The sequence below is a fragment of the Pseudomonas sp. LBUM920 genome (assembly GCF_003852315.1).
In the GTDB taxonomy this organism is placed as follows: domain Bacteria; phylum Pseudomonadota; class Gammaproteobacteria; order Pseudomonadales; family Pseudomonadaceae; genus Aquipseudomonas.
This window is the reverse complement of sequence record NZ_CP027762.1, coordinates 891,025-912,678: the sequence shown is the minus strand read 5'-3', so window position 1 is coordinate 912,678 and position 21,654 is coordinate 891,025. Positions and strand designations below refer to the sequence as shown.

The 21,654-nt window shown below is 60.5% G+C and carries 18 protein-coding genes; 7 read left to right on the top strand and 11 right to left on the bottom strand.

Features of this window, described 5'->3' with window-relative positions; genetic code table 11:
• Window positions 1-88 precede the first annotated feature (88 nt).
• The 5 genes from fkpB to murJ all read right to left on the bottom strand — a co-directional run bounded on the left by fkpB (window position 89) and on the right by murJ (window position 6,478).
• Window positions 89-526 carry an FKBP-type peptidyl-prolyl cis-trans isomerase gene (gene fkpB, locus C4J83_RS04020; RefSeq protein WP_169875912.1) on the bottom strand — a complete coding sequence of 146 codons (438 nt, stop codon included), beginning with the start codon at window positions 524-526 and terminating at the stop codon, window positions 89-91.
• Window positions 527-533: 7 nt separating this feature from the next.
• Window positions 534-1,043 (bottom strand): signal peptidase II, encoded by a 510-nt coding sequence (lspA, locus tag C4J83_RS04015; RefSeq protein WP_119736507.1) that lies wholly within the window; start codon window positions 1,041-1,043, stop codon window positions 534-536.
• Window positions 1,036-3,867, bottom strand: coding sequence for an isoleucine--tRNA ligase (ileS, locus tag C4J83_RS04010; RefSeq protein WP_124416401.1), 2,832 nt, complete (start codon window positions 3,865-3,867; stop codon window positions 1,036-1,038). Before ileS ends, lspA begins: the two co-directional genes overlap by 8 nt.
• Window positions 3,868-3,881: 14 nt before the next feature.
• Complete coding sequence (gene ribF, locus C4J83_RS04005; RefSeq protein ID WP_164487907.1) at window positions 3,882-4,820, bottom strand: bifunctional riboflavin kinase/FAD synthetase; 939 nt, start codon at window positions 4,818-4,820, stop codon at window positions 3,882-3,884.
• A 119-nt stretch (window positions 4,821-4,939) separates the two neighbouring features.
• Window positions 4,940-6,478 carry a murein biosynthesis integral membrane protein MurJ gene (gene murJ, locus C4J83_RS04000; protein ID WP_124416399.1) on the bottom strand — a complete coding sequence of 513 codons (1,539 nt, stop codon included), beginning with the start codon at window positions 6,476-6,478 and terminating at the stop codon, window positions 4,940-4,942.
• A 253-nt stretch (window positions 6,479-6,731) separates the two neighbouring features.
• On the opposite strand from murJ, the gene rpsT reads away from it, so the two are divergent.
• Window positions 6,732-7,010 carry a 30S ribosomal protein S20 gene (gene rpsT / locus C4J83_RS03995; RefSeq protein WP_003171647.1) on the top strand — a complete coding sequence of 93 codons (279 nt, stop codon included), beginning with the start codon at window positions 6,732-6,734 and terminating at the stop codon, window positions 7,008-7,010.
• 278 nt (window positions 7,011-7,288) lie between these two features.
• On the opposite strand, the gene C4J83_RS03990 is transcribed toward rpsT, so the two are convergent.
• Window positions 7,289-7,774, bottom strand: coding sequence for an FKBP-type peptidyl-prolyl cis-trans isomerase (locus C4J83_RS03990; protein ID WP_003188398.1), 486 nt, complete (start codon window positions 7,772-7,774; stop codon window positions 7,289-7,291).
• Here C4J83_RS03990 and C4J83_RS03985 point away from each other — a divergent pair.
• From C4J83_RS03985 to yihG, 3 genes are all read left to right on the top strand, one after another.
• Window positions 7,773-8,063, top strand: coding sequence for a DUF3565 domain-containing protein (locus tag C4J83_RS03985; protein ID WP_106578584.1), 291 nt, complete (start codon window positions 7,773-7,775; stop codon window positions 8,061-8,063). The two genes, C4J83_RS03990 and C4J83_RS03985, sit on opposite strands and share 2 nt — an antisense overlap.
• 79 nt (window positions 8,064-8,142) lie before the next feature.
• Window positions 8,143-10,242: a phosphate acetyltransferase gene (pta, locus tag C4J83_RS03980; RefSeq protein ID WP_106578583.1), complete on the top strand. Its 2,100-nt coding sequence runs from the start codon at window positions 8,143-8,145 to the stop codon at window positions 10,240-10,242.
• Window positions 10,243-11,142 (top strand): 1-acylglycerol-3-phosphate O-acyltransferase, YihG family, encoded by a 900-nt coding sequence (yihG, locus tag C4J83_RS03975; protein ID WP_124416398.1) that lies wholly within the window; start codon window positions 10,243-10,245, stop codon window positions 11,140-11,142.
• 176 nt (window positions 11,143-11,318) lie between these two features.
• Here yihG and cysN read toward each other — a convergent pair whose 3' ends face one another.
• The 3 genes from cysN to C4J83_RS03960 form a co-directional block, all read right to left on the bottom strand.
• Complete coding sequence (gene cysN, locus C4J83_RS03970; RefSeq protein WP_106578581.1) at window positions 11,319-13,217, bottom strand: sulfate adenylyltransferase subunit CysN; 1,899 nt, start codon at window positions 13,215-13,217, stop codon at window positions 11,319-11,321.
• 13 nt (window positions 13,218-13,230) lie between these two features.
• On the bottom strand, window positions 13,231-14,148 hold the full coding sequence (gene cysD, locus C4J83_RS03965) for a sulfate adenylyltransferase subunit CysD (protein ID WP_017137614.1): 918 nt from the start codon (window positions 14,146-14,148) through the stop codon (window positions 13,231-13,233).
• A 269-nt stretch (window positions 14,149-14,417) separates the two neighbouring features.
• Complete coding sequence (locus tag C4J83_RS03960) at window positions 14,418-15,176, bottom strand: Nif3-like dinuclear metal center hexameric protein (protein ID WP_119736499.1); 759 nt, start codon at window positions 15,174-15,176, stop codon at window positions 14,418-14,420.
• 102 nt (window positions 15,177-15,278) lie between these two features.
• Between C4J83_RS03960 and algW the strand changes: the two genes are divergently transcribed.
• The 3 genes from algW (at window position 15,279) to C4J83_RS03945 (ending at window position 19,385) form a co-directional block, all read left to right on the top strand.
• On the top strand, window positions 15,279-16,433 hold the full coding sequence (gene algW / locus C4J83_RS03955) for a Do family serine endopeptidase AlgW (protein WP_106578579.1): 1,155 nt from the start codon (window positions 15,279-15,281) through the stop codon (window positions 16,431-16,433).
• Between the two features lie 108 nt (window positions 16,434-16,541).
• Window positions 16,542-18,653 carry a TonB-dependent siderophore receptor gene (locus C4J83_RS03950; RefSeq protein WP_124416397.1) on the top strand — a complete coding sequence of 704 codons (2,112 nt, stop codon included), beginning with the start codon at window positions 16,542-16,544 and terminating at the stop codon, window positions 18,651-18,653.
• 12 nt (window positions 18,654-18,665) lie between these two features.
• Window positions 18,666-19,385, top strand: coding sequence for a DUF4198 domain-containing protein (locus tag C4J83_RS03945; protein WP_119736494.1), 720 nt, complete (start codon window positions 18,666-18,668; stop codon window positions 19,383-19,385).
• A gap of 132 nt (window positions 19,386-19,517) precedes the next feature.
• On the opposite strand, the gene hemH is transcribed toward C4J83_RS03945, so the two are convergent.
• Window positions 19,518-20,543, bottom strand: coding sequence for a ferrochelatase (gene hemH, locus C4J83_RS03940; RefSeq protein ID WP_124416396.1), 1,026 nt, complete (start codon window positions 20,541-20,543; stop codon window positions 19,518-19,520).
• A 14-nt stretch (window positions 20,544-20,557) separates the two neighbouring features.
• The gene (locus C4J83_RS03935) at window positions 20,558-21,457 is read right to left on the bottom strand and encodes a TIGR01777 family oxidoreductase (RefSeq protein ID WP_106578575.1); all 900 of its coding nucleotides are present in this window, start codon (window positions 21,455-21,457) and stop codon (window positions 20,558-20,560) included.
• Window positions 21,458-21,654: the final 197 nt, after the last annotated feature.

Sequence of the window (21,654 nt, the reverse complement as noted above, 5' to 3'; positions counted from 1 at the left end):
ACCGGGTGTATCACGTACACCGAGGTGATGCTATCGCAGGCAAGCCAGCTCCCACATAAACCAGCCCCACAGGAGCCAGCGTCGTTGATCAGAGCGCTTTAACGTCGATGATTTCGACGTCAAACGTCAAGGTTTTACCGGCCAACGGGTGGTTGAAGTCGATGGTCACTTGCGTGTCATCGAAGGTTTTCACCACGCCGGGCAGCTCGGTATTCGCCGCATCGTTGAAAATCACCAACAGGCCTTCCGACAGGTCCATGTCCTGGAACTGCGAACGCGGGATGATCTGTACGTTTTGCGGGTTGGGCTGGCCAAAAGCATTTTCCGGCAAAATCTGCAGGGTGCGCTTGTCACCGGCCTTGAAACCGAACAGTGCAGCTTCGAAACCCGGCAGCAGGTTGCCGTCGCCGACCTTGAAGGTCGCCGGGGCTTTGTCGAACGTGCTGTCGACCGTGTCGCCATTCTCCAGGCGCAGTGCGAAATGCAAAGTGACTTCCGTGTTCTGGCCGATGCGTTGCTCAGCCAATACCTGATCAGTCATTGACGGTCTCTCCGGTTTTCTTACTTTTGAACATGTCCAACGCCAGCATGATTGCACCGACGGTGATGGCGCTGTCGGCAAAGTTGAACGCTGGGAAGTACCAGCGGTTCTGCCAATGCACCAGGATAAAGTCGATCACATGGCCCAGGGCAATGCGGTCGTAAAGGTTACCCAGCGCGCCGCCCAGCACCAAGGCCAGGGCGATGGCGAGCCAGGTGTCATCGCGGCCCAGGCGTTTGAGCCAGACCACCAGCACGGCACTGACCCCCACGGCGATCAGCGCGAACAGCCAGCGCTGCCAGCCGGAGCTGTCGGCGAGGAAGCTGAAGGCCGCGCCGGTGTTGTAGGCCAAGGTCCAGCTGAAGTAGTCAGGAATGACCACAATCTGCTGGTACATCTGCAAGGCGCCTTCGAAATGAGCCTTGCTGAGCTGGTCAATGACCAGCACCAGCACGCTCAGTACGAGCCAGCCCAGACGTCCGAAACGGCTGGTGTTAGGCATAGTGGCGAACCTCGCCGGCACCGCTGATGTTGTCCACGCAACGACCGCAGATTTCCGGATGCTCAGGGTTCACGCCTACGTCTTCACGGCAGTGCCAGCAACGGGCGCACTTAGGGAAGGCCGACTTGACCACTTGCAGCTTGAGGCCCGGTACTTCGGTGGCCACGGCGTCCGCTGGCGCCTGGGCAAACGGTGCCAGGCTGGCGGTCGAGGTGATCAGCACGAAGCGCAGTTCGTTGCTCAGCTTGGCCAGGTCGGCGCTCAGGCCTTCTTCGGCAAACAGGGTGACTTCGGCTTGCAGGTTGCCACCGACGGCCTTGGCCGCACGCTGAACTTCCAGCTCCTTGTTCACCGCAACTTTGACGGCCATCACGCCTTCCCAATACTCGCGGCCCAGTTCGAAGTCAGCCGGCAGTTCGGTCAGGCCTTCGTACCAGGTATTGAGCATCACCGATTCGTTACGCTCGCCCGGCAGGTATTCCCACAGTTCGTCGGCGGTGAAGGCCAGGATCGGTGCGATCCAGCGCACCAGCGCTTCAGAGATGTGATACAGCGCGGTCTGCGCCGAACGGCGTGCCTTGCTGTTGGCGCCGGTGGTGTACTGGCGGTCCTTGATGATATCGAGGTAGAAACCACCCAGCTCCTGCACGCAGAAGTTGTGGATCTTCGAGTACACGTTCCAGAAACGGTATTCGCCGTAGCTTTCCTGCAACTCACGCTGCAGCAACAGAGTACGGTCCACAGCCCAGCGGTCCAGGGCGAGCATGTCCTCGGCCGGCAGGATGTCGGTGGCCGGGTTGAAACCGGTCAGGTTCGACAGCAGGAAGCGTGCGGTATTACGGATACGGCGGTAGGCATCGGCGCTACGGGCCAGGATCTGGTCCGACACGGCGATTTCGCCCGAGTAATCAGTCGACGCTACCCACAGACGCATGATGTCGGCGCCCAAGGTGTCGTTGATCTTTTTCGGCTCGATCACGTTCTTCAGCGACTTGGACATCTTGCGGCCCGTCTCGTCGACGGTGAAGCCGTGGGTCAGCAGCTCGCGGTACGGCGCGTGGTTGTCGATGGCGCAGCCGGTCAGCAAGGAGGAGTGGAACCAGCCACGGTGTTGGTCCGAACCTTCCAGATACAGGTCGGCACGCGGGCCGGTTTCGTGGCCCATCGGGTGCGAACCGCGCAGCACGTGCCAGTGGGTGGTGCCGGAGTCGAACCACACGTCGAGGGTGTCGCTGATCTTGTCGTACAGCGGCGCTTCGTCGCCCAGCAGCTCGGCGGCGTCCAGCTTGAACCAGGCTTCGATGCCTTCCTGCTCAACACGCTGAGCCACGACTTCCATCAGTTCGACGGTGCGTGGATGCAGCTCGCCGCTTTCCTTGTTCAGGAAGAACGGGATCGGCACGCCCCAGTTACGCTGGCGGGAGATGCACCAGTCCGGACGGTTGGCGATCATCGAGTGCAGGCGCGCCTGGCCCCAGGACGGAACAAACTTGGTGTCCTCGACAGCCTTGATCGCACGATTGCGCAGGGTATCGCCGCTGGTCGGCTCTTTATCCATGCCGATGAACCACTGCGCGGTGGCGCGATAGATCAGCGGAGTCTTGTGGCGCCAGCAGTGCATGTAGCTGTGCTTGATGGTGTCGGTTTGCATAAGCGCACCGACTTCGCGCAGCTTGTCGATGATCGGTTCGTCGGCCTTGAAGATGAACTGGCCACCGAAGAACTCGAGCGAAGGCACATAAACGCCGTTGCTTTGCACCGGGTTGATGATGTCGTCGTTGACCATGCCGTACTTCTTGCAGATGACAAAGTCGTCCACGCCATAGGCCGGCGAGCAGTGAACAATGCCAGTGCCCGAGCCCAGCTCGACGTAGTCAGCCAGGTACACCGGCGACAAACGATCATAGAACGGGTGACGGAAGTTGATCATTTCCAGCGCGGAGCCCGTGGTGGTGGCGACCACCTCACCTTGCAGCTTGTAACGGGCCAGGCAGGCTTCGACCATTTCTTCTGCGAGCACCAGCAGGCGGTCACCGACGTCCACCAGGGCATAGGTGAATTCCGGGTGCACGTTCAGCGCCTGGTTGGCCGGGATGGTCCACGGGGTGGTGGTCCAGATCACGATGGCGGCCGGCTTGGCCAGCGATGCCAAGCCAAAGGCTTCAGCCAGCTTGGCGTCGTCGGCAACCGGGAAGGCCACGTCGATGGTCGACGAGTCTTTGTTTTCGTACTCGACTTCCGCTTCGGCCAGGGCCGAACCGCAGTTGAAGCACCAGTTCACGGGCTTGAGGCCCTTGAACACAAAGCCGCCCTTGACGATTTCGGCCAAGGCACGGATCTCTCCGGCCTCGTTCTTGAAGTTCATGGTCTTGTAGGGGTTGTCCCACTCGCCCAACACGCCCAGGCGGATGAATTCGGACTTCTGCCCTTCGATCTGCTCGGTGGCGTAGGCACGGCACAGTTCACGGGTTTTATCCGCGTCCAGGTTTTTGCCGTAGGTCACTTCGACTTTGTGTTCGATCGGCAGGCCGTGGCAGTCCCAACCCGGAACATAAGGTGCGTCGAAACCCGACAGGGTTTTGGAGCGCAGGATCATGTCCTTGAGAATTTTGTTCAGCGCATGACCGATGTGAATCGTGCCGTTGGCATAAGGAGGGCCGTCGTGCAGGACGAATTTCGGACGATCCTTGCCAATTTCGCGCAACTTTCCGTACAGGCCAATACTGTCCCAGCGCTGCAGGATCTGCGGTTCGCGCTGTGGCAGGCCGGCCTTCATTGGGAAGGCGGTGTCCGGAAGGTTTAGCGTGGCTTTATAGTCGGTCATTTAAGGCTCTTCGGTTAGCGATGGGCGCTAGGTGCGGCTAGTGCACGGGCGGCGGCGACATCCGCATTGATCGCCGTTTTCAACGCCTCAAGCGAGGCGAAACGCTGCTCTTCACGCAGCTTCTGGTGGAAAACCACCGTCAAACGCCGGTCATACAAATCACCGGCAAAATCCAAAAGGTGAACTTCCAGGTGGGCCTTGCCATCACCTGCAACCGTGGGCCTGACGCCTATGTTGGCGACTCCCGGCCACGATTGGCCGTCGATGTCGACGCTCACCAGGTAAACCCCGGTCAGTGGCACACGACGGCGCTTGAGTTGCACGTTGGCGGTTGGCGTGCCCAGTTGGCGCGCCAGCTTCTGGCCGTGCAGTACCCGCCCGGCAATGCGGAACGGGCGGCCGAGCAAACGCTCGGCCAAGGCGAAGTCGGCAGCGGCCAGCGCATTACGCACCTGGGTACTGCTCACGCGCAGACCGTCCAGTTCGACGGTTTGCGCGGCTTCGACGGTAAAACCTTGATTCACGCCGGCGTGCTGCAGGAAGTCGAAATCCCCGACGCGGTCGCAACCGAAACGGAAGTCATCGCCGACCTCCAGATGCTGTACGCCCAGGCCATCCACCAGGATACGGTCGACGAACTCGGCGGCGCTGAGGCTTTGCAGACGCTGGTTGAAAGCCAGGCAGAGCACACGGTCCACGCCCTCTTCGGTCAGCAGCTGCAGCTTGTCGCGCAAACGCGCCAAGCGCGCCGGCGCCGTTTCCGGGGTAAAGAATTCCCGTGGCTGCGGCTCAAAAATCACCACGCAGCTGGGCACGCCCAACTCGACCGCGCGGTCACGCAGCCGGCCCAGGATAGCCTGGTGGCCACGGTGAACACCGTCAAAGTTGCCAATAGTGGCGACGCAGCCCCGATGCTCGGGGCGCAGGTTGTGGAGACCTCGAACCAGCTGCATAACGCGCTTCTTGCTCATAAAGTGGTCGATTATAACCACACCCGGCCCCGGACGACAGGCAACAGCGCAGGCCAAATGGATCGAATCGATAAAACAACCGTTTTATCGCGGCAAAGTCTCTATCCCAGGGACTTGCGATTGAAATCACGCAGACGAAAGCCTTGCAGCAGCAACATCCCGAAGTACACCACCACGCCGGCAACCACCAAAATGCCCAGGCGCATGAAGCGCTCCAGCATATGGCCTTGGTCCCAGGCGGGCATAAAGTGCATCAGGCCCAGCAACACGGCCGACATGGTCGCCACCGCCACGAGCAGCTTGAGGGCGAACATCCCCCAGCCTGGTTGAGGCTGGTACATCTGTTGTTTGCGCAGTTGGTAAAACAACAGGCCGGCATTGATGCAAGCACCAGCGCTGATGGCCAGGGCCAGGCCGGCGTGAGCCAGCGGACCGATGAATATCAGGTTAAGCAGTTGAGTGACGATCAGGGTGAAGATTGCGATCTTGACCGGTGTGCGGATGTTTTGCTGGGCGTAGAACCCCGGCGCCAGCACCTTGATCACAATAATGCCGAGCAACCCAACGGAGTAGGCGACCAGCGCACGCTGGGTCATCGAGGCATCAAACGCGCTGAATTGGCCGTATTGAAACAGCGACACAGTCAGCGGTTCGGCCAGGATGCCCAAGGCCAGAGAGCACGGCAGTACCAGCATAAAACACAGGCGCAGGCCCCAATCGAGGATCCGCGAATACTCCTGGCGGTCCTTGCTCGCATAGGTGCGCGACAAGGTTGGCAGCAAAATGGTGCCCAGGGCCACGCCGAGCACGCCGGACGGCAGCTCCATCAGACGGTCGGCGTAGTACATCCAGGACACTGAGCCTGAAACCAGCAGCGAGGCGAACGCGGTATTGATGATCAGCGAAATCTGACTGACAGAGACCCCGAGGATCGCCGGCAACATATTGCGCATCACGCGCCAGACGCCGGTGTCCTTGAGGTTCAGGCGCGGCAGCACGAGCATGCCGATCTTTTTCAGGTGCGGCAGCTGGTACAGCAATTGCGCCAGGCCACCGGCCAGCACGGCCCAGCCCAGGGCCATCACCGGCGGGTCGAAGTACGGCGTCAGGAACAGCGCGAAAATAATCATGCTGACGTTCAGCAGCGTTGGCACGAAGGCCGGCACCGAGAAACGGTTCCAGGTGTTGAGGATCGCCCCAGCCAGGGACGACAGGGAAATCAGCAATATATAAGGAAAGGTCACTCGCAGCAGATCAGTGGTCAGCGCGAATTTTTCCGGTGTATTGGCAAAACCCGGCGCCGTGGCCCAGATCACCCAGGGCGCGGCGAGCATGCCGGCGATGGTGACCAGCATCAGCACCAGGGTCAGCAGGCCCGAAACGTACGCGATAAAGGTGCGGGTGGCTTCTTCGCCCTGCTGGGTTTTGTACTCGGCCAGGATTGGCACGAACGCCTGGGAAAATGCTCCCTCGGCGAAGATCCGTCGCAGCAGGTTGGGCAATTTAAAGGCAATAAAGAACGCATCCGTGGCCATGCTGGCGCCAAAAATGCGCGCCAGCAGGGTGTCACGCACGAACCCCAAAACCCGGGAGATCATCGTGATAGAGCTGACGGCAGCCAACGATTTGAGCAGATTCATTGAAAGAGTTTGCGCCTATAGATAAAGAGCAGGCGAACAAAGCGCCCACTTATGCGATACTGCGCGCCTGCAACAGCACAGAGCCAAAGCTCGCGAGTTTACAGGTCAAGCGCCGGAAATAAATCACCCGCCTCTTCAGATCGACCACTCAGCAGTTCGCATCAGCCGCCCTTGACAACCCATCAAGTCATCGGCATGATTCGCGGCCTATTTTGTTTGCTATTTCCTAAAAAGTCTTTCGAGGAGCTCGACGGTGGCCAACACACCTTCCGCCAAAAAACGTGCAAAACAGGCTGAGAAGCGTCGCAGCCACAACGCCAGCCTGCGTTCCATGGTTCGTACCTACATCAAGAATGTAGTTAAAGCCATCGACACCAAAGACGCTGAAAAAGCCCAAGCTGCTTACGTTCTGGCCGTGCCAGTTATCGACCGTATGGCCGATAAAGGCATCATCCACAAGAACAAGGCCGCTCGTCATAAGAGCCGCCTGAATGGCCACATCAAGGCTCTGAACGTCGCTGCAGCAGCCTAAGTGGTAAAAACTGCCACGTAGCCCAGGTTGCGTAACAGTTAAGAAATGCCCCGTACCGAAAGGTGCGGGGCATTTTTGTTTGCTTGCAGAATCACCACAGTTCTCCTTGTGGGAGCGGGCTTGCTCGCGAAGGCGGTGTGTCAGTTAATGCATGTGCTGACTGACACCGCCTTCGCGGGCAAGCCCGCTCCCACATTTGGACTGGGGTACATTTTCAAGGCAAAAAAAACGCCCCGAACCAGTCGGGGCGTTTTTGCTACCTATTGATCAAACCACAATCAATGGTGATGACCGCCTTCACCGTGAACGTGGCCGTGGGCCACTTCTTCTTGGGAAGCGTCGCGGATGGCAACGATCTTCACTTGGAAGTTCAGGCGCTGGCCAGCCAGAGGGTGGTTACCGTCAACAGTCACGTCATCGCCGTCCAGATCGCGGATGGTGACGATCTGCATTTGGCCGTCCGGTGCGGAAGCGTGGAACTGCATGCCCACTTCCAGCTCGTCAACGCCTTCGAACATGCTGCGGCTCAAAGTGCTGACCAGTTCGGCGGAGTATTCGCCGTAGGCATCTTCAGGTTCTACGGCGACGGTCAGTTCGTCACCGACGTTCTTGCCTTCCAGAGCCTTTTCCAGGCCCGGGATGATGTTACCTGCGCCTTGCAGGTAGACCAGCGGCGCGCCGCCGGCGGAGCTGTCGATGACCTCACCAGCGTCGTTGGTCAGGGTATAGTCGATGGAGACAGCCTTGTTAGCGGCGATCGTCATGGGGCGAGACCTTTTGCATAAGAATGAAGAACGGACAAGTCTAAACAAGGATTTGCCCGAAAGCGAACACAACCCGGACAGACGGGGCCGATCAACGGCATCCTTCATCCTCGGATTCCACCAGGATGACGACCGGCACTGGGTCGCCGAGCTGTCCTGCGGCCACACCCAGCACCTGCGCCACCAACCGCCATGGCAGTCGCGCGCCTGGGTCCTGGATCCTGCGCAACGCCTTGAAAAAATAGGCCAACCCTTTGCGTGTGGCTGGTGTGCGCAAGCGCTCGAATAACGATAACCTTGGCGTCTGATTCCCGGTAGGTGCTCAACCATAGAGCGCCACCGAAGCCATGCAACTCCAGAGAATTCGCATGCAGACTTTTTTTATCGCGCCCACCGATTTTGGTGTGGGTCTGACCTCCATCAGCCTTGGGCTGGTGCGTACCCTTGAACGGGCCGGGCTGAAAGTCGGCTTCTTCAAACCCATTGCCCAACCTCACCCGGGCGACACCGGCCCCGAGCGCTCCACCGAGCTGGTGGCACGCACCCACGGCCTGAAACCGCCACAACCGCTGGGCCTGGCCCACGTAGAACGGATGCTCGGCGACGGCCAGCTCGACGAGCTGCTGGAAGAAATCATCACCCTTTACCAGCAAGCCGCCGTGGGCAAGGACGTGTTGATCGTCGAAGGCATGGTGCCAACCCGCAGCGCCAGCTATGCGGCGCGGGTCAACCTGCACCTGGCCAAGAGCCTGGATGCGGAAGTAATCCTGGTCTCGGCGCCGGAAAACGAAGTACTCACCGAACTCTCTGGCCGGGTGGAGCTGCAGGCGCAACTGTTCGGCGGCCCGAAAGACCCGAAAGTGCTGGGCGTGATTCTCAACAAAGTACGCACCGACGAAAGCATGGAAGCGTTCTCGGCGCGCCTCAAAGAGCATTCGCCACTGTTGCGCAGCGGCGACTTCCGCCTGCTCGGCTGCATCCCCTACCAGCCCGAACTCAACGCGCCGCGCACCCGCGACGTGGCCGACCTGATGGGCGCCCAGATCCTCAACGCCGGCGATTACGAAACCCGGCGCATGACCAAAATCATCATCTGCGCGCGCACCATGCGTAACACCGTGGAGCTGCTCAAACCCGGCGTGCTGGTGGTGACCCCAGGCGACCGCGACGACATCATCCTCGCCGTCAGCCTGGCCGCGATCAACGGCGTGCCGCTGGCCGGCCTGCTGCTGACCAGCGACACCCTGCCCGACCCGCGCATCATGGATCTGTGCCGGGGCGCGTTCCAGGCCGGGCTGCCGGTGTTGTCGGTGAGCACCGGTTCCTACGACACCGCCAACCAACTCAACAGCCTCAACAAAGAAATCCCGATTGATGACCGCGAGCGCGCAGAAATCATCACCGATTTCGTCGCCAGCCACCTCGATGCACGCTGGCTGCATCAGCGTTGCGGCACGCCACGGGAGATGCGCCTTTCGCCGGCCGTGTTCCGCTATCAGCTGATCCAGCGCGCCCAGGCCGCTAACAAACGCATCGTGTTGCCCGAAGGCAGCGAGCCGTTGACCGTGCAAGCTGCCGCCATCTGCCAGGCGCGCGGCATTGCCCGTTGCGTGCTGCTGGCCAAACCGGCGGACGTGGAAGCGGTGGCCCGCGCCCACGGCATCGAGCTGCCCGAAGGCCTGGAGATTCTCGACCCGGACCTGATTCGCCAGCGTTATGTCGAACCGATGGTCGCGCTGCGCAAGAGCAAGAGCCTCAACGCGCCGATGGCCGAGCAGCAACTGGAAGACACGGTGGTGATTGCCACCATGATGCTCGCGCTGGACGAAGTGGATGGCCTGGTCTCCGGCGTCATCCACTCCACCGCCAACACCATCCGCCCTGCCCTGCAGCTGATTAAAACGGCGCCGGGCTGCACCCTGGTGTCGTCGGTGTTCTTCATGCTGTTCCCCGAGCAAGTGCTGGTCTACGGCGACTGTGTGATGAACCCACACCCGAGCGCGGCGGAATTGGCGGAAATCGCCTTGCAAAGCGCCGACTCGGCCGCCGCGTTCGGCATTACGCCGCGCGTGGCGATGATCAGCTATTCCAGCGGCGATTCGGCCAGTGGCGAAGAAGTGGAGAAAGTCCGCGAAGCCACCCTGCTCGCCCACGAACAACAAAGCTCGCTGCTGATCGACGGGCCGTTGCAGTACGACGCCGCCGCCAACGAAACTGTGGCCCGGCAGCTGGCGCCCAACAGCCTGGTCGCCGGCAAGGCCACGGTGTTTGTGTTCCCGGACCTGAACACCGGCAACACCACGCACAAGGCCGTGCAACGCAGCGCCGATTGCGTAAGCCTGGGGCCGATGCTGCAAGGCCTGCGCAAACCGGTGAACGACCTGCCGCGCGGCGCTCAGGTCGACGACATCGTGTACACCATCGCCCTGACTGCGATTCAAGCCGCCAACCGACCTATGGATATTTAAATGCTGGATTTTCTACCTGCCGCCGTGCGCGGGGTGATCGCGTCCTTGTTGTTGGCGCTGAACACGATCTTGCTGTGCTCGTTTCTGTTTATCGTCGCGCTGTTCAAGGCGCTGCCATTTGCCAAGCGCTTCAGCGAATGGCTGATGAACCACACCCACGAAGCCTGGGTCACCAATAACAAGGGCTGGATGAACCTGGTACGGCGCACGCGCTGGCACCTGACCGGCCTTGAGGGGCTGGACTACGAGCACTCGTACCTGGTGACCAGTAACCACCAGAGCTGGGTGGACATCATGGTGTTGCAGTACGTGCTCAATCGGCGGATTCGCCCGCTGAAGTTCTTCCTCAAGCAGGAACTGATCTGGGTGCCGGTGATAGGCCTGGCGTGGTGGGCGCTGGGTTTTCCGTTCATGAAGCGCTACACCAAGGCTTACCTCGAGAAGCACCCGGAAAAGAAAGGCAAAGACCTGGAAACCACCCGCAAAACCTGTGCGAAATTTCGCGACAACCCGGTGGGCATTTTCAACTTTGCCGAAGGAACACGTTTTACGCCGGGCAAGCATGCCCAGCAGAAATCTCCATTTCGCTACCTGCTCAAGCCTAAAGCCGGCGGGATTGCGTTTGTGCTGGACGCCATGGGCGAGCAATTGAAGTCACTGGTGAACGTGACTATTCACTACCCTGCCGGGCGCCCAGGCTATTGGGATTTGCTCTGCGGGAATGTGAAGGACGTGGTGGTGCACTTTGAAGAAGTGCAGATTCCGGCCGGGTTTATCGGCAAGAATTATGAGCAGGATGGGGAGTACCGGTTGGCGTTTCAGGGCTGGATCAACCAGCTGTGGGAAGACAAGGATGCGCTGCTGGACAAACTGCACACAGACTTCCCAGAGCGCCACTGATCAAAATGTGGGAGCGGGCTTGCTCGCGAATACGGTGCGTCAGCCTCACATGTATTGACTGACACTCCGTTTTCGTGAGCAAGCCCGCTCCCACAGTTGACCGAGTTGTTTTCAAGACTCCATGAAAAAGCCCGCCACCGAGTCATCGGTGGCGGGCTTTTTTGTGGCGGCGAGGTTTAGATCGCGCCGCGTTGACGCAACAGTTCCAGCACTTGCTTGACGCTGTCTTCCAGCGACAAAGCCTGAGTGTCGATGACCAGGTCGGCATTCAATGGCACATCGTACGGGAAGGACTCGCCAGGGATGTTATCCCCACCCGCCGCGTACAGGCCTTGCGGATCACGCTCGGCGCACACCAGCGGCGACGCTTGCACGTACACGGTGAGCAGGCGGTCGGCACCGATCAGCGCCTTGGCCTGTTCGCGGCCCTCGGCATCCGGGGCAACGAACGCGGCCAGGGTCAGCAGACCGGCTTCGTTGAACTGGCGCGCCACGTGAGCGGCGCGACGCCAGTTTTCAGTACGACCGATTCGATCCTGCGGCAAGCCTTTGTTCAGGTCGTGACGCAGGTTCTGGCCATCCAGTACAAACACCGCACGGCCCATGTCGAACAGCTTGCGCTCAACCGCGTAGGCCAAGGTGCTCTTGCCCGCGCCCGACAGGCCGCTGAACAACACGGTGGCCGGCTGCTGGCCGAAACGCAGAGCGCGCTCTTCAGTGGCGACATGAGCAAGGCTGCCGTGTTGCGCCGAACCGCCATGGTTGACCGGCGGCGCGATGATCATGCCTGCGGCCACAGTGCCGTTGGTCAAACGGTCAATGACGATAAACGCACCCGTGGTGCGGTTGCTGTCGTAACCGTCCAGCGCGATGGCGGCATCGAGGCTGACCTTGACCCGGCCAATCTCGTTCAGTTGCAGCGAACTCGCCGGGCCTTCGGCCAGGGTGTTCACATCCACACGGTGCACGATGCTGGTGATGGAACCCGGCACGTAGCTGGTCGCGCGTTTGATGTCGTATTTCTTGCCCGGCAGCATCGGCTCTTCGGCCATCCACACCAGCATGGCGTCGAAGGCGTCGGTCACTTGCGGCACGTTGTCGGCATGCACCAGCAGGTCGCCACGGGAGATGTCGATCTCGTCTTCCATGGTCAGGGTCACGGCCTGGCCCGGGCCTGCGTGCTCCAGCTCACCCTCGAAGGTGACGATGGATTTGACGCGGCTGCTCTTGCCCGACGGCAGCACCACGACTTCGTCGCCCTTGTGCACAATGCCGCTGGCCAGGGTGCCGGCGAAACCACGGAAGTTCAGGTTCGGACGGTTGACGTACTGCACCGGGAAACGCAGGTCGGTGTAGTTGCGGTCGTTGGCGATCTCGACGGTTTCGAGAATCTCCATCAGCGACTGGCCGGTGTACCAGGGCGAACGCTCGCTCTTGTTCACCACGTTGTCGCCCTTGAGCGCCGACATCGGCACGAAGGCCAGGGTGCTTGGCTTGAACGCGATACCGTCGGCAAACTTCAGGTAATCGGCCTTGATCTGCTCGAAGATGCTCTGGTCAAAGCCGTTGATGTCCATCTTGTTGATGGCCACCACGATATGTTTGATGCCCAGCAACGAGGCGATGAAGCTGTGGCGACGGGTCTGAGTCTGCACGCCGTAACGCGCGTCGATCAGAATGATCGCCAGGTCACAGGTGGAGGCGCCGGTGGCCATGTTGCGGGTGTACTGCTCATGGCCGGGAGTGTCGGCGATGATGAATTTGCGCTTGGCGGTAGAGAAATAGCGGTAGGCCACGTCGATGGTGATGCCCTGCTCGCGCTCGGCCTGCAGGCCGTCGACCAGCAAGGCCAGGTCGATGTCATCGCCGGTGGTGCCGGATTTCTTCGAATCGCGGGTGATGGCTTCCAGGTGATCTTCGTAGATCATCTTGGAGTCGTGCAGCAGGCGCCCGATCAGGGTGCTCTTGCCGTCGTCGACGTTGCCGCAGGTCAGGAAGCGCAACATTTCCTTGCGCTCGTGCTGGCCCAGGTAGGCGAGGATGTCCTCGCTGATCAAATCAGATTGATGCGACATTGGTGACAGCCCCTTAGAAATAACCCTGACGTTTTTTATCTTCCATCGAGCCTGCGCCATCGTGGTCGATGACACGGCCCTGGCGCTCGGAAGTTCGCGTCAGGAGCATTTCCTGAATGATGTCCGTCAGCGTCTCGGCTTCGGACTCCACCGCGCCCGTCAACGGGTAGCAGCCAAGGGTACGGAAACGTACTTTCTTTTTGACGATTCGGGCTTTGTCTTCGTCGGACAGGTGCTCGAGGATGCGGTCGTCGTCGATCATGATCAACGTGCCGTTCTTTTCAATCACGTCGCGCTCGGCGGCGAAGTACAGCGGCACAATCGGAATGCCTTCCAGGTAGATGTACTGCCAGATGTCCAGCTCGGTCCAGTTGGACAGCGGGAACACACGGATCGACTCACCCTTGTTGACGTTGCCGTTGTAGACGTTCCACAGCTCCGGGCGCTGGTTTTTCGGGTCCCAGCGGTGCTTGCTGTCGCGGAACGAGTACACGCGCTCTTTGGCGCGGGATTTCTCTTCATCGCGACGGGCACCGCCGAAGGCTGCGTCGAAACCATGCTTGTCCAGGGCCTGCTTGAGGCCTTCGGTTTTCATGATGTCGGTGTGCTTGGCGCTGCCGTGGGTGAACGGGTTGATGCCCTGCGCCACGCCGTCCGGGTTGACGTGGGTGATCAGGTCCAGGCCAAGCTCTTCGACCATTTTGTCGCGAAACTTGTACATCTCCTGGAATTTCCAGCGGGTGTCGACGTGCATCACCGGGAACGGCAGCTTGCCCGGAAAGAAGGCCTTGCGCGCCAGGTGCAGCATCACGGCGGAGTCTTTACCGATCGAGTAGAGCATCACCGGGTTGTCGAACTCGGCGGCGACCTCGCGGATGATGTGGATGCTTTCCGCCTCCAGCTGTTTCAGATGCGTCAGTTTGTCGACCATGGCTACTCACGGAAAAACGATCTTATGGACGGCCAGCGGGCCGTGTTCGAGCGGGGCATGCTAGCACAGCACCTTCTTCTATTCAGGGAGCCGGCTAGATCGAAACGATATATGAATATGCCGCTGGGTTTGGCCCAACTCGGTCGAATGTGGGAGCGAGCTTTTTGTGGGAGCTGGCTTGCCTGCGATACAGGCACCTCGGTCAGTCAGGCAAATGGCGGTGATGCTGTCGCAGGCAAGCCAGCTCCCACAGGGGCCTGCTGTGAGGCTCAGATCGGGTTGGGGCAATCGATGAACAGATGCTCCAAGGCAAAACGCCGCGCCAGGTAATCGCCCAACGCCTGCACGCCATAGCGCTCAGTGGCGTGGTGCCCGGCAGCGATAAAGCTGATGTCGTTTTCCCGCGCGCTGTGGAAGGTTTGCTCGGACGCCTCGCCGCTCAGGTACAAGTCGACGCCAGCGGCAATCGCGTCGTCGATGTAACCCTGACCGCCGCCCGTGCACCAACCGACGCGGCGGATCATTTCGCTGCCTTCGATCAGCAGCGGCTCACGGCCCATCACATCCTGCACACGGCGAGCAAAGTCGCGAGGCGACAGGGGCTCGGCGAGGGAACCGACCAAGCCGACGATTTTGGGGTTGCTCGGGTCCAGCGGGCCTTCGACGGTAATGTCCAACTGGCGGGCGAGTTGCACGTTATTGCCCACGTCCGCGTGCAGGTCCAGCGGCAGGTGGTAGGCGAGCAGGCTGATGTCGTGCTTGAGCAGGGTTTTCAGGCGGCGCTGTTTCATGCCGGTGATGCATGGGTTTTCGCCCTTCCAGAAATAACCGTGGTGCACCAGCACCAGGTCGGCCTGGGCTTCGACCGCGGCATCGAGCAGCGCCTGGCTTGCGGTCACGCCGCTGACGATGCGCATCACCTGCGGACGGCCCTCGACCTGCAGGCCATTGGGGCAATAATCGGCAATTTTTGCGCTGCCAAGGTAGCGGTCCGCTTCCTCGACGAGGGTGGTAAGGGGGACGGCCATAAAAGACTCCTAAATATCCCGTTCCGAGGCGCTCGCAGCCTCGTATAATGCGCGACATTATGGGCGCTCTCCCGCCCCCTGCAACCTGTCAGGACTTACTTGATGCTCAAGGCACTGCGTTTTTTTGGATGGCCATTGTTGGCTGGCGTGCTGATCGCGATGCTGATTATTCAGCGTTATCCCCAGTGGGTGGGCCTACCCAGCCTTGATGTGAACCTGCAACAGGCTCCGCAAACCAGTTCGGTGGTGCAAGGTCCGGTGACTTATGCGGACGCTGTGGTCATCGCCGCGCCCGCCGTGGTCAACCTGTACACCACCAAGGTCATCAACAAACCGGCACATCCGCTGTTTGAAGACCCGCAATTTCGCCGCTATTTTGGCGACAACGGCCCCAAGCAGCGCCGCATGGAATCCAGCCTGGGTTCCGGGGTGATCATGAGCCCCGAAGGCTACATCCTCACCAACAACCACGTGACCACGGGTGCCGACCAGATCGTCGTGGCCCTGCGCGACGGGCGCGAAACCCTGGCCCGTGTGGTTGGCAGCGACCCGGAAACCGACCTCGCGGTGCTGAAGATCGATTTGAAAAGCCTGCCCTCGATCACCATCGGCCGCTCTGAAGGGCTGCGCGTCGGTGACGTGGCACTGGCGATCGGCAACCCGTTTGGCGTCGGCCAGACGGTGACCATGGGCATCATCAGCGCCACCGGGCGTAATCAGTTGGGGCTCAACAGCTACGAAGACTTTATCCAGACCGACGCAGCGATCAACCCGGGCAACTCCGGCGGCGCCTTGGTGGATGCCAATGGCAACCTGACCGGCATCAATACGGCGATTTTCTCCAAATCCGGCGGCTCCCAGGGCATCGGTTTTGCGATCCCGGTGAAGCTGGCCATGGAAGTGATGAAGTCGATCATCGAGCACGGCCAGGTGATTCGTGGCTGGCTGGGCATCGAAGTACAGCCGCTGACCAAGGAATTGGCTGAGTCGTTCGGTTTGACCGGACGCCCTGGCATCGTGGTCGCCGGGATCTTCCGCGACGGCCCGGCCCAGAAAGCCGGCCTGCAACTGGGCGATGTGATCCTGAGCATTGATGGCGAACCGGCCGGTGATGGCCGCAAGTCGATGAACCAGGTCGCGCGGATCAAGCCGACCGACAAGGTGGCAATCCAGGTAATGCGCAACGGCAAAGAGATCAAACTGCTGGCAGAAATCGGCCTGCGTCCACCGCCGGCGCCGGTGAAAGAAGAGGAATAACGGGATTGGGAGCCCGTTCACGGGCTCCTGTAACGTAATATTTCAAAAGAAATCCATTCTCATTAGGCATGTTATATTGTTTCAATATAGACATTGGAACGTTCTATTATGCCGCCTCGTAGATTTACCCCACTGGCTGGTTTGGCCTTGGGATTGCTGCTCGACCCCGCCTACGCCGAAGACAACTACCTCCAAGACAACACTGTCGAACTGGACACCATCAGCGTCACCGGCGACCCCTATGAATCTGCCACGGGCCCCGTCAAAGGCTATCGCGCCACCCGCTCTGCCAGCGCGACCAAAACTGACACGGCCCTGCGTGACATCCCACAATCGATCAGCGTGATTCCCGCCACGGTGCTCAACGACTTGGGCAGCACCAGCGTGGAACGCGCCCTGGAATTTGCCGGCGGCGTGTCCAAGCAAAACAACTTCGGCGGCCTGACGCTTTACGAGTACAGCGTGCGCGGCTTCACTACTTCGCAGTTCTACCAGGATGGTTTCAGCGCCAACCGTGGCTACCCGAGCACGCCAGACGCGGCCAATATCGAGCGCATTGAAGTGCTCAAAGGCCCTGCCGCCAGCCTCTACGGGCGTGGCGATCCCGGCGGCACCGTCAACATCGTCAGCAAAGAACCCCAACCGCAAGCCTTCACCACCGTGCAAACCAGTGCCGGCAGCTGGGACCGCTACCGCACAGCCCTTGATGTGAACACGCCACTGGACAGCGACGGCCGCATGCTGTCGCGCGTGAACCTGGCGGTGGAAGACAATCACAGCTTTCGCGACCACGTTGACGCCAAGCGCGTATTCGTCGCGCCATCTTTCAGCTGGCAATTGGACCCGGACACCCGCCTGCTTGTGGAAAGCGAGTTCGTGCGCCACAGCTCAACCTTCGACCGTGGCATCGTTGCGCCCCATGGCATGTCCCGCTCGACCTTCCTCGGCGAGCCCAACGACGGCAACATCCGCAACCACAACAACCGCCTCCAGGCCGCCGTGGAACACCACCTCAACGACGCCTGGCAAGTGCGCCTCGCCAGCCACTACAAACAGGGCAGCCTGTGGGGCGACGCCTCGGAAAGCCGCGCGCTGAATGCCGACGGCCACACCGTCAACCGCCGCTATCGCGAACGCTCCACCGGTTGGCATGACAGCATTACCCAGCTCGAACTGCGCGGCCTGTTCGACATCGGCAGTTGGCAGCATGAACTGCTGATCGGCAGCGAATACGAGGATTACCGCAAAAAAGAACGCGTGACGGCGATTGCCGGCAGCCTCTACCCCATCGACATCTATAAACCGATCTATGGCCAGGCCAAACCCAACGGCGCGCGCTCCGGCACCGACGTCTTCGAACAGGTGAAGAGCCAGGCACTGAACCTGCAGGACCAGATCGTCTTCACCGACCGCCTGCGCGGCATGCTCGGTGCGCGCTTCGAACACGTCGAACAAAGCACCGATGACTTCACCCGCAACCACGCCAAGAGCCGGCAAACCCATGATGCCCTGACCCAGCGCGCCGGCTTGCTCTACCAACTCACGCCGCAAGTCGGCGTGTTCGCCAACGCGTCAACGTCGTTCAAACCGAACAACGGCCTGGATGCCGGCGGTAAATCCTTCGAGCCAGAAGAAGGCGTCGGTTATGAAATTGGGCTCAAGAGCGAGCTGTTCGACGATCGCCTGAGCACCACCCTCGCCGCCTTCCACATCGAAAAGAAAAATGTCCTCGCCCTCGACCCCGCCACCGATACCCAGCGCGCCATGGGCAAGGCGCGCAGCCAGGGTGTTGACCTGCAACTGAGTGGGCAAGTGACCGACGCCGTACGCGTCATCGGCGCCTTCGCCTACATCGACGCCGAAGTGACCAAGGGTGACAAAGCCATCCCTACCGGCAGCCGAATTCTCGGCGTGGCCAAGCGCAGCGCCAGCCTGCTGGGCGTGTATGAATTCCAGAATGGCGTGTTGCGCGGCTCGGACCTGGGCGCAGCGTTCACCTACGTCGGTGACCGCTCCGGCGAGGCTGGCAGCCGTTTCGAACTGCCTGCTTACCACACCGTCGACCTGCTGGCGCATTACAAAGCCAGCGACAGCGTCACCGTGGGCCTGAACCTCAACAACCTATTCGACGAAAAGTACTACGAGCGCTCCTACAGCAATTACTGGGTCACGCCCGGTGAGCCGCGCAACGTCACCGTCAGCCTGACCCTCAACCTGTAAAAGGACGCTCCCATGCAAGCCTTAAAATCCCTGGCCGTGCTCGGCCTGCTGTGTGCCAGCCAAGTTTCTGCCCACGGCCTGTGGACCGAACAGCGGCGCGGCAATATCGAAGTGATCTACGGCCACGGCGCCGAGGACAACGCCTTCAAGGCCGAGAAAATCAGCGGCGCCTGGGCGTATGACGCCAGCGCCAAGATGATTCCGGTCACCGTAGAGCGCCTTGCCGACCACGCGCGCCTCAAGCCGCTCAAATCGCCCGCCGTTTTAGCCGTGGCGTTGGATAACGGCATGTGGTCGCAAACGCCGGACAAGAAGTGGATCAACCAGGGCCGCAGCCATGTGCCGGGGGCGATTGCATCGACCCAGACCTTCAAATACAGCCTGGCGATTTATCAGCCGGGGGCAAAGTTGCCGAAGCTGGATCAGATCAAGCTGCTGATCCTGCCTGAAGTGGACCCGCTGACGGTAGGACCTGGCCGGTCACTGCCGGTACGGGTGCTGTTGGATGGCAAGCCTGCGGCGGGGATCAAGCTGGTGGGCGACTATCGCAATGCGCCGAACACCTTGAGCACCGAGACCGGCAAAGATGGTCGCGCCCAGGTGCTGGTGCGTAACGAAGGGTTGAATGTGATCGCGGCGCAGGTGGAGATCCCGCTCAAGGACAATGCCGATGTGGCGACGCGCGGGCTGTTCAGTTCGCTGACGTTCCTGGGTGAACCGCATCACGAATAAGCCCTACAAAACCCTGTGGGAGCGGGCTTGCTCGCGAAGGCGCCACATCAGTCAATACAGTCGTTGACTGACAATGCGCATTCGCGGGCAAGCCCGTTCCCACAGTTGATCTCTATCGTTTCGACAAACGGGTTAAAGTGCCAGCGGCGCTCTTTCACACAACGTATTCAGCGCCGCAGCCCACTGCGGGTCATCATTGAGGCACGGCACCAACACCAACTCCTCGCCGCCTGCTTCGCGGAACTGCTCCAACCCACGATCCCCAATCTCTTCCAGCGTCTCAATGCAATCGGCAACAAACGCCGGGCACATCACCAGCAGCTTTTTCACGCCTTGCTGGGCCAGGGCTTCCAGGCGGGCTTCGGTGTAGGGTTCGATCCATTTTGCCCGGCCCAGGCGCGACTGGAATGCCACCGACCACTTGCCATCCGGCAGGCCCATGCGCGCGGCAAATTCCCGTGCAACGCTGAAGCATTGCGCGCGATAGCAGGTGGCAAGCACCTCGGGCGACGCGTTCTGGCAGCAGTTTGCATCCTTGAAACAATGCCCGCCGGTGGGGTCGAGCTTTTTCAGATGACGCTCGGGCAGGCCGTGAAAACTCAGGAGCAAATGATCGTAATCCTGCTCGACGTACGGCCGGGCGCTCGCAACCAGTGCCTCGAGGTATTCCGGCTGATCGTAAAAGGGCTGCAGGATCGAAAACTGCACGTTGAGCTTTTTGTCGCGCACCACACGTTTGGCTTCTTCAACCACGGTGGTCACGGTGCTGTCGGCAAACTGCGGGTACAACGGCGCCAGGGTGACTTTCTTGATCCCCTGGGCGGCCAGGCGCGTCAGCGTCGTTTCGAGCGACGGTTCGCCATAACGCATCGCCAGCTCCACCGGGCCCTGCGTCCACTGCGCGGTCATTTGCTGCTGCAAACGCCGACTCAGGACTACCAGCGGTGAACCCTCGTCCCACCAGATCGACGCGTAGGCATGCGCCGACTGCTCGGGGCGCTTGATCAGGATCAGCGACACCAGCAACCGCCGCACCGGCCACGGCAGGTCGATCACGTAAGGGTCCATCAGGAACTGATTGAGGTAGCTGCGCACATCGGCCACCGAAGTGGAGGCCGGTGAACCCAGGTTGACCAGTAACAACGCGTGATCCGTCATGCAACATCCTATCTCTAGAGGCGGCTGGACAAGTCTTCCAGGGCCGCGTGCAACTCAGTGAACTGAAAAGTGAAACCGGCCGCCAACAGCCGTTCGGGCACAGCTTTTTGCCCGCCGAGCAACAACCCGGACAACTCACCCAGCCCGACCTTCAATGCAAACGCCGGCATCGGCATGAACGCGGGACGGTGCAGCACCTGGCCCAGGGTCTTGGCGAATTCGCGGTTGCGCACCGGGTGTGGCGCGCAGGCATTATAAGGACCGCTGGCGTCCGCCTTGTGCAGAAGAAAATCAATCAGGGCGATTTGATCTTTGATATGAACCCACGGCATCCACTGCCGACCATCGCCGATCGGCCCGCCCAGCGCCAGCTTGAACGGCAGCAACAGCCGCGACAAAAAGCCGCCCTTCGCCGCCAGCACGAGGCCGGTGCGCACCAGCACCACGCGGATGCCCATGGCTTCGGCGCGCAGAGCCGTTTCTTCCCAGGCGATACACAGCTGGCTCGGGAAGTCGTCCTGCACCGGGCCGCTGGCCTCGGTCAATTCGCGCTCGCCGCCGTCACCGTACCAACCGACCGCCGAACCGGAAATCAGCACCTGCGGTTTTTGCGCCTGGCCTTCCATCCACGCCAACAGCGTTTCGGTGAGACTGATGCGGCTGCTCCACAACAAGGCCTTGCGCTTTTTGGTCCAGGGCCGATCAGCAATGGGCGCGCCGGCCAGATTGACCACCGCATCCACGCTGCCGATCACGTCTTGCAAGCGGCCAACGCCCAACACTTGCGCACCGCACCACTTGGCAACGGTGTCCGGTTCACGGCTCCAAACGGTCAAGCGATGCCCTTGGGCAAGCCAGCGTTGGCACAGCTGGCGACCGATCAAGCCGGTACCGCCGGTCAGCAAAATATGCATGGGACACTCCTCATGTAACGTTCGCCGCCGATCACTGGTCTATTTTATAAGCAGGGATCAATTGCAATCGGGCGTGGCTCTTGGTTGAGCCTTAGCTTTAACCATAGGCCACGCCGTAAGAACAGGTACGCCAAAACTTATACCAAAAAACAATATTGTACAGCTATTGGTGTCGGCGTAGTCTGTACCCAACGGTA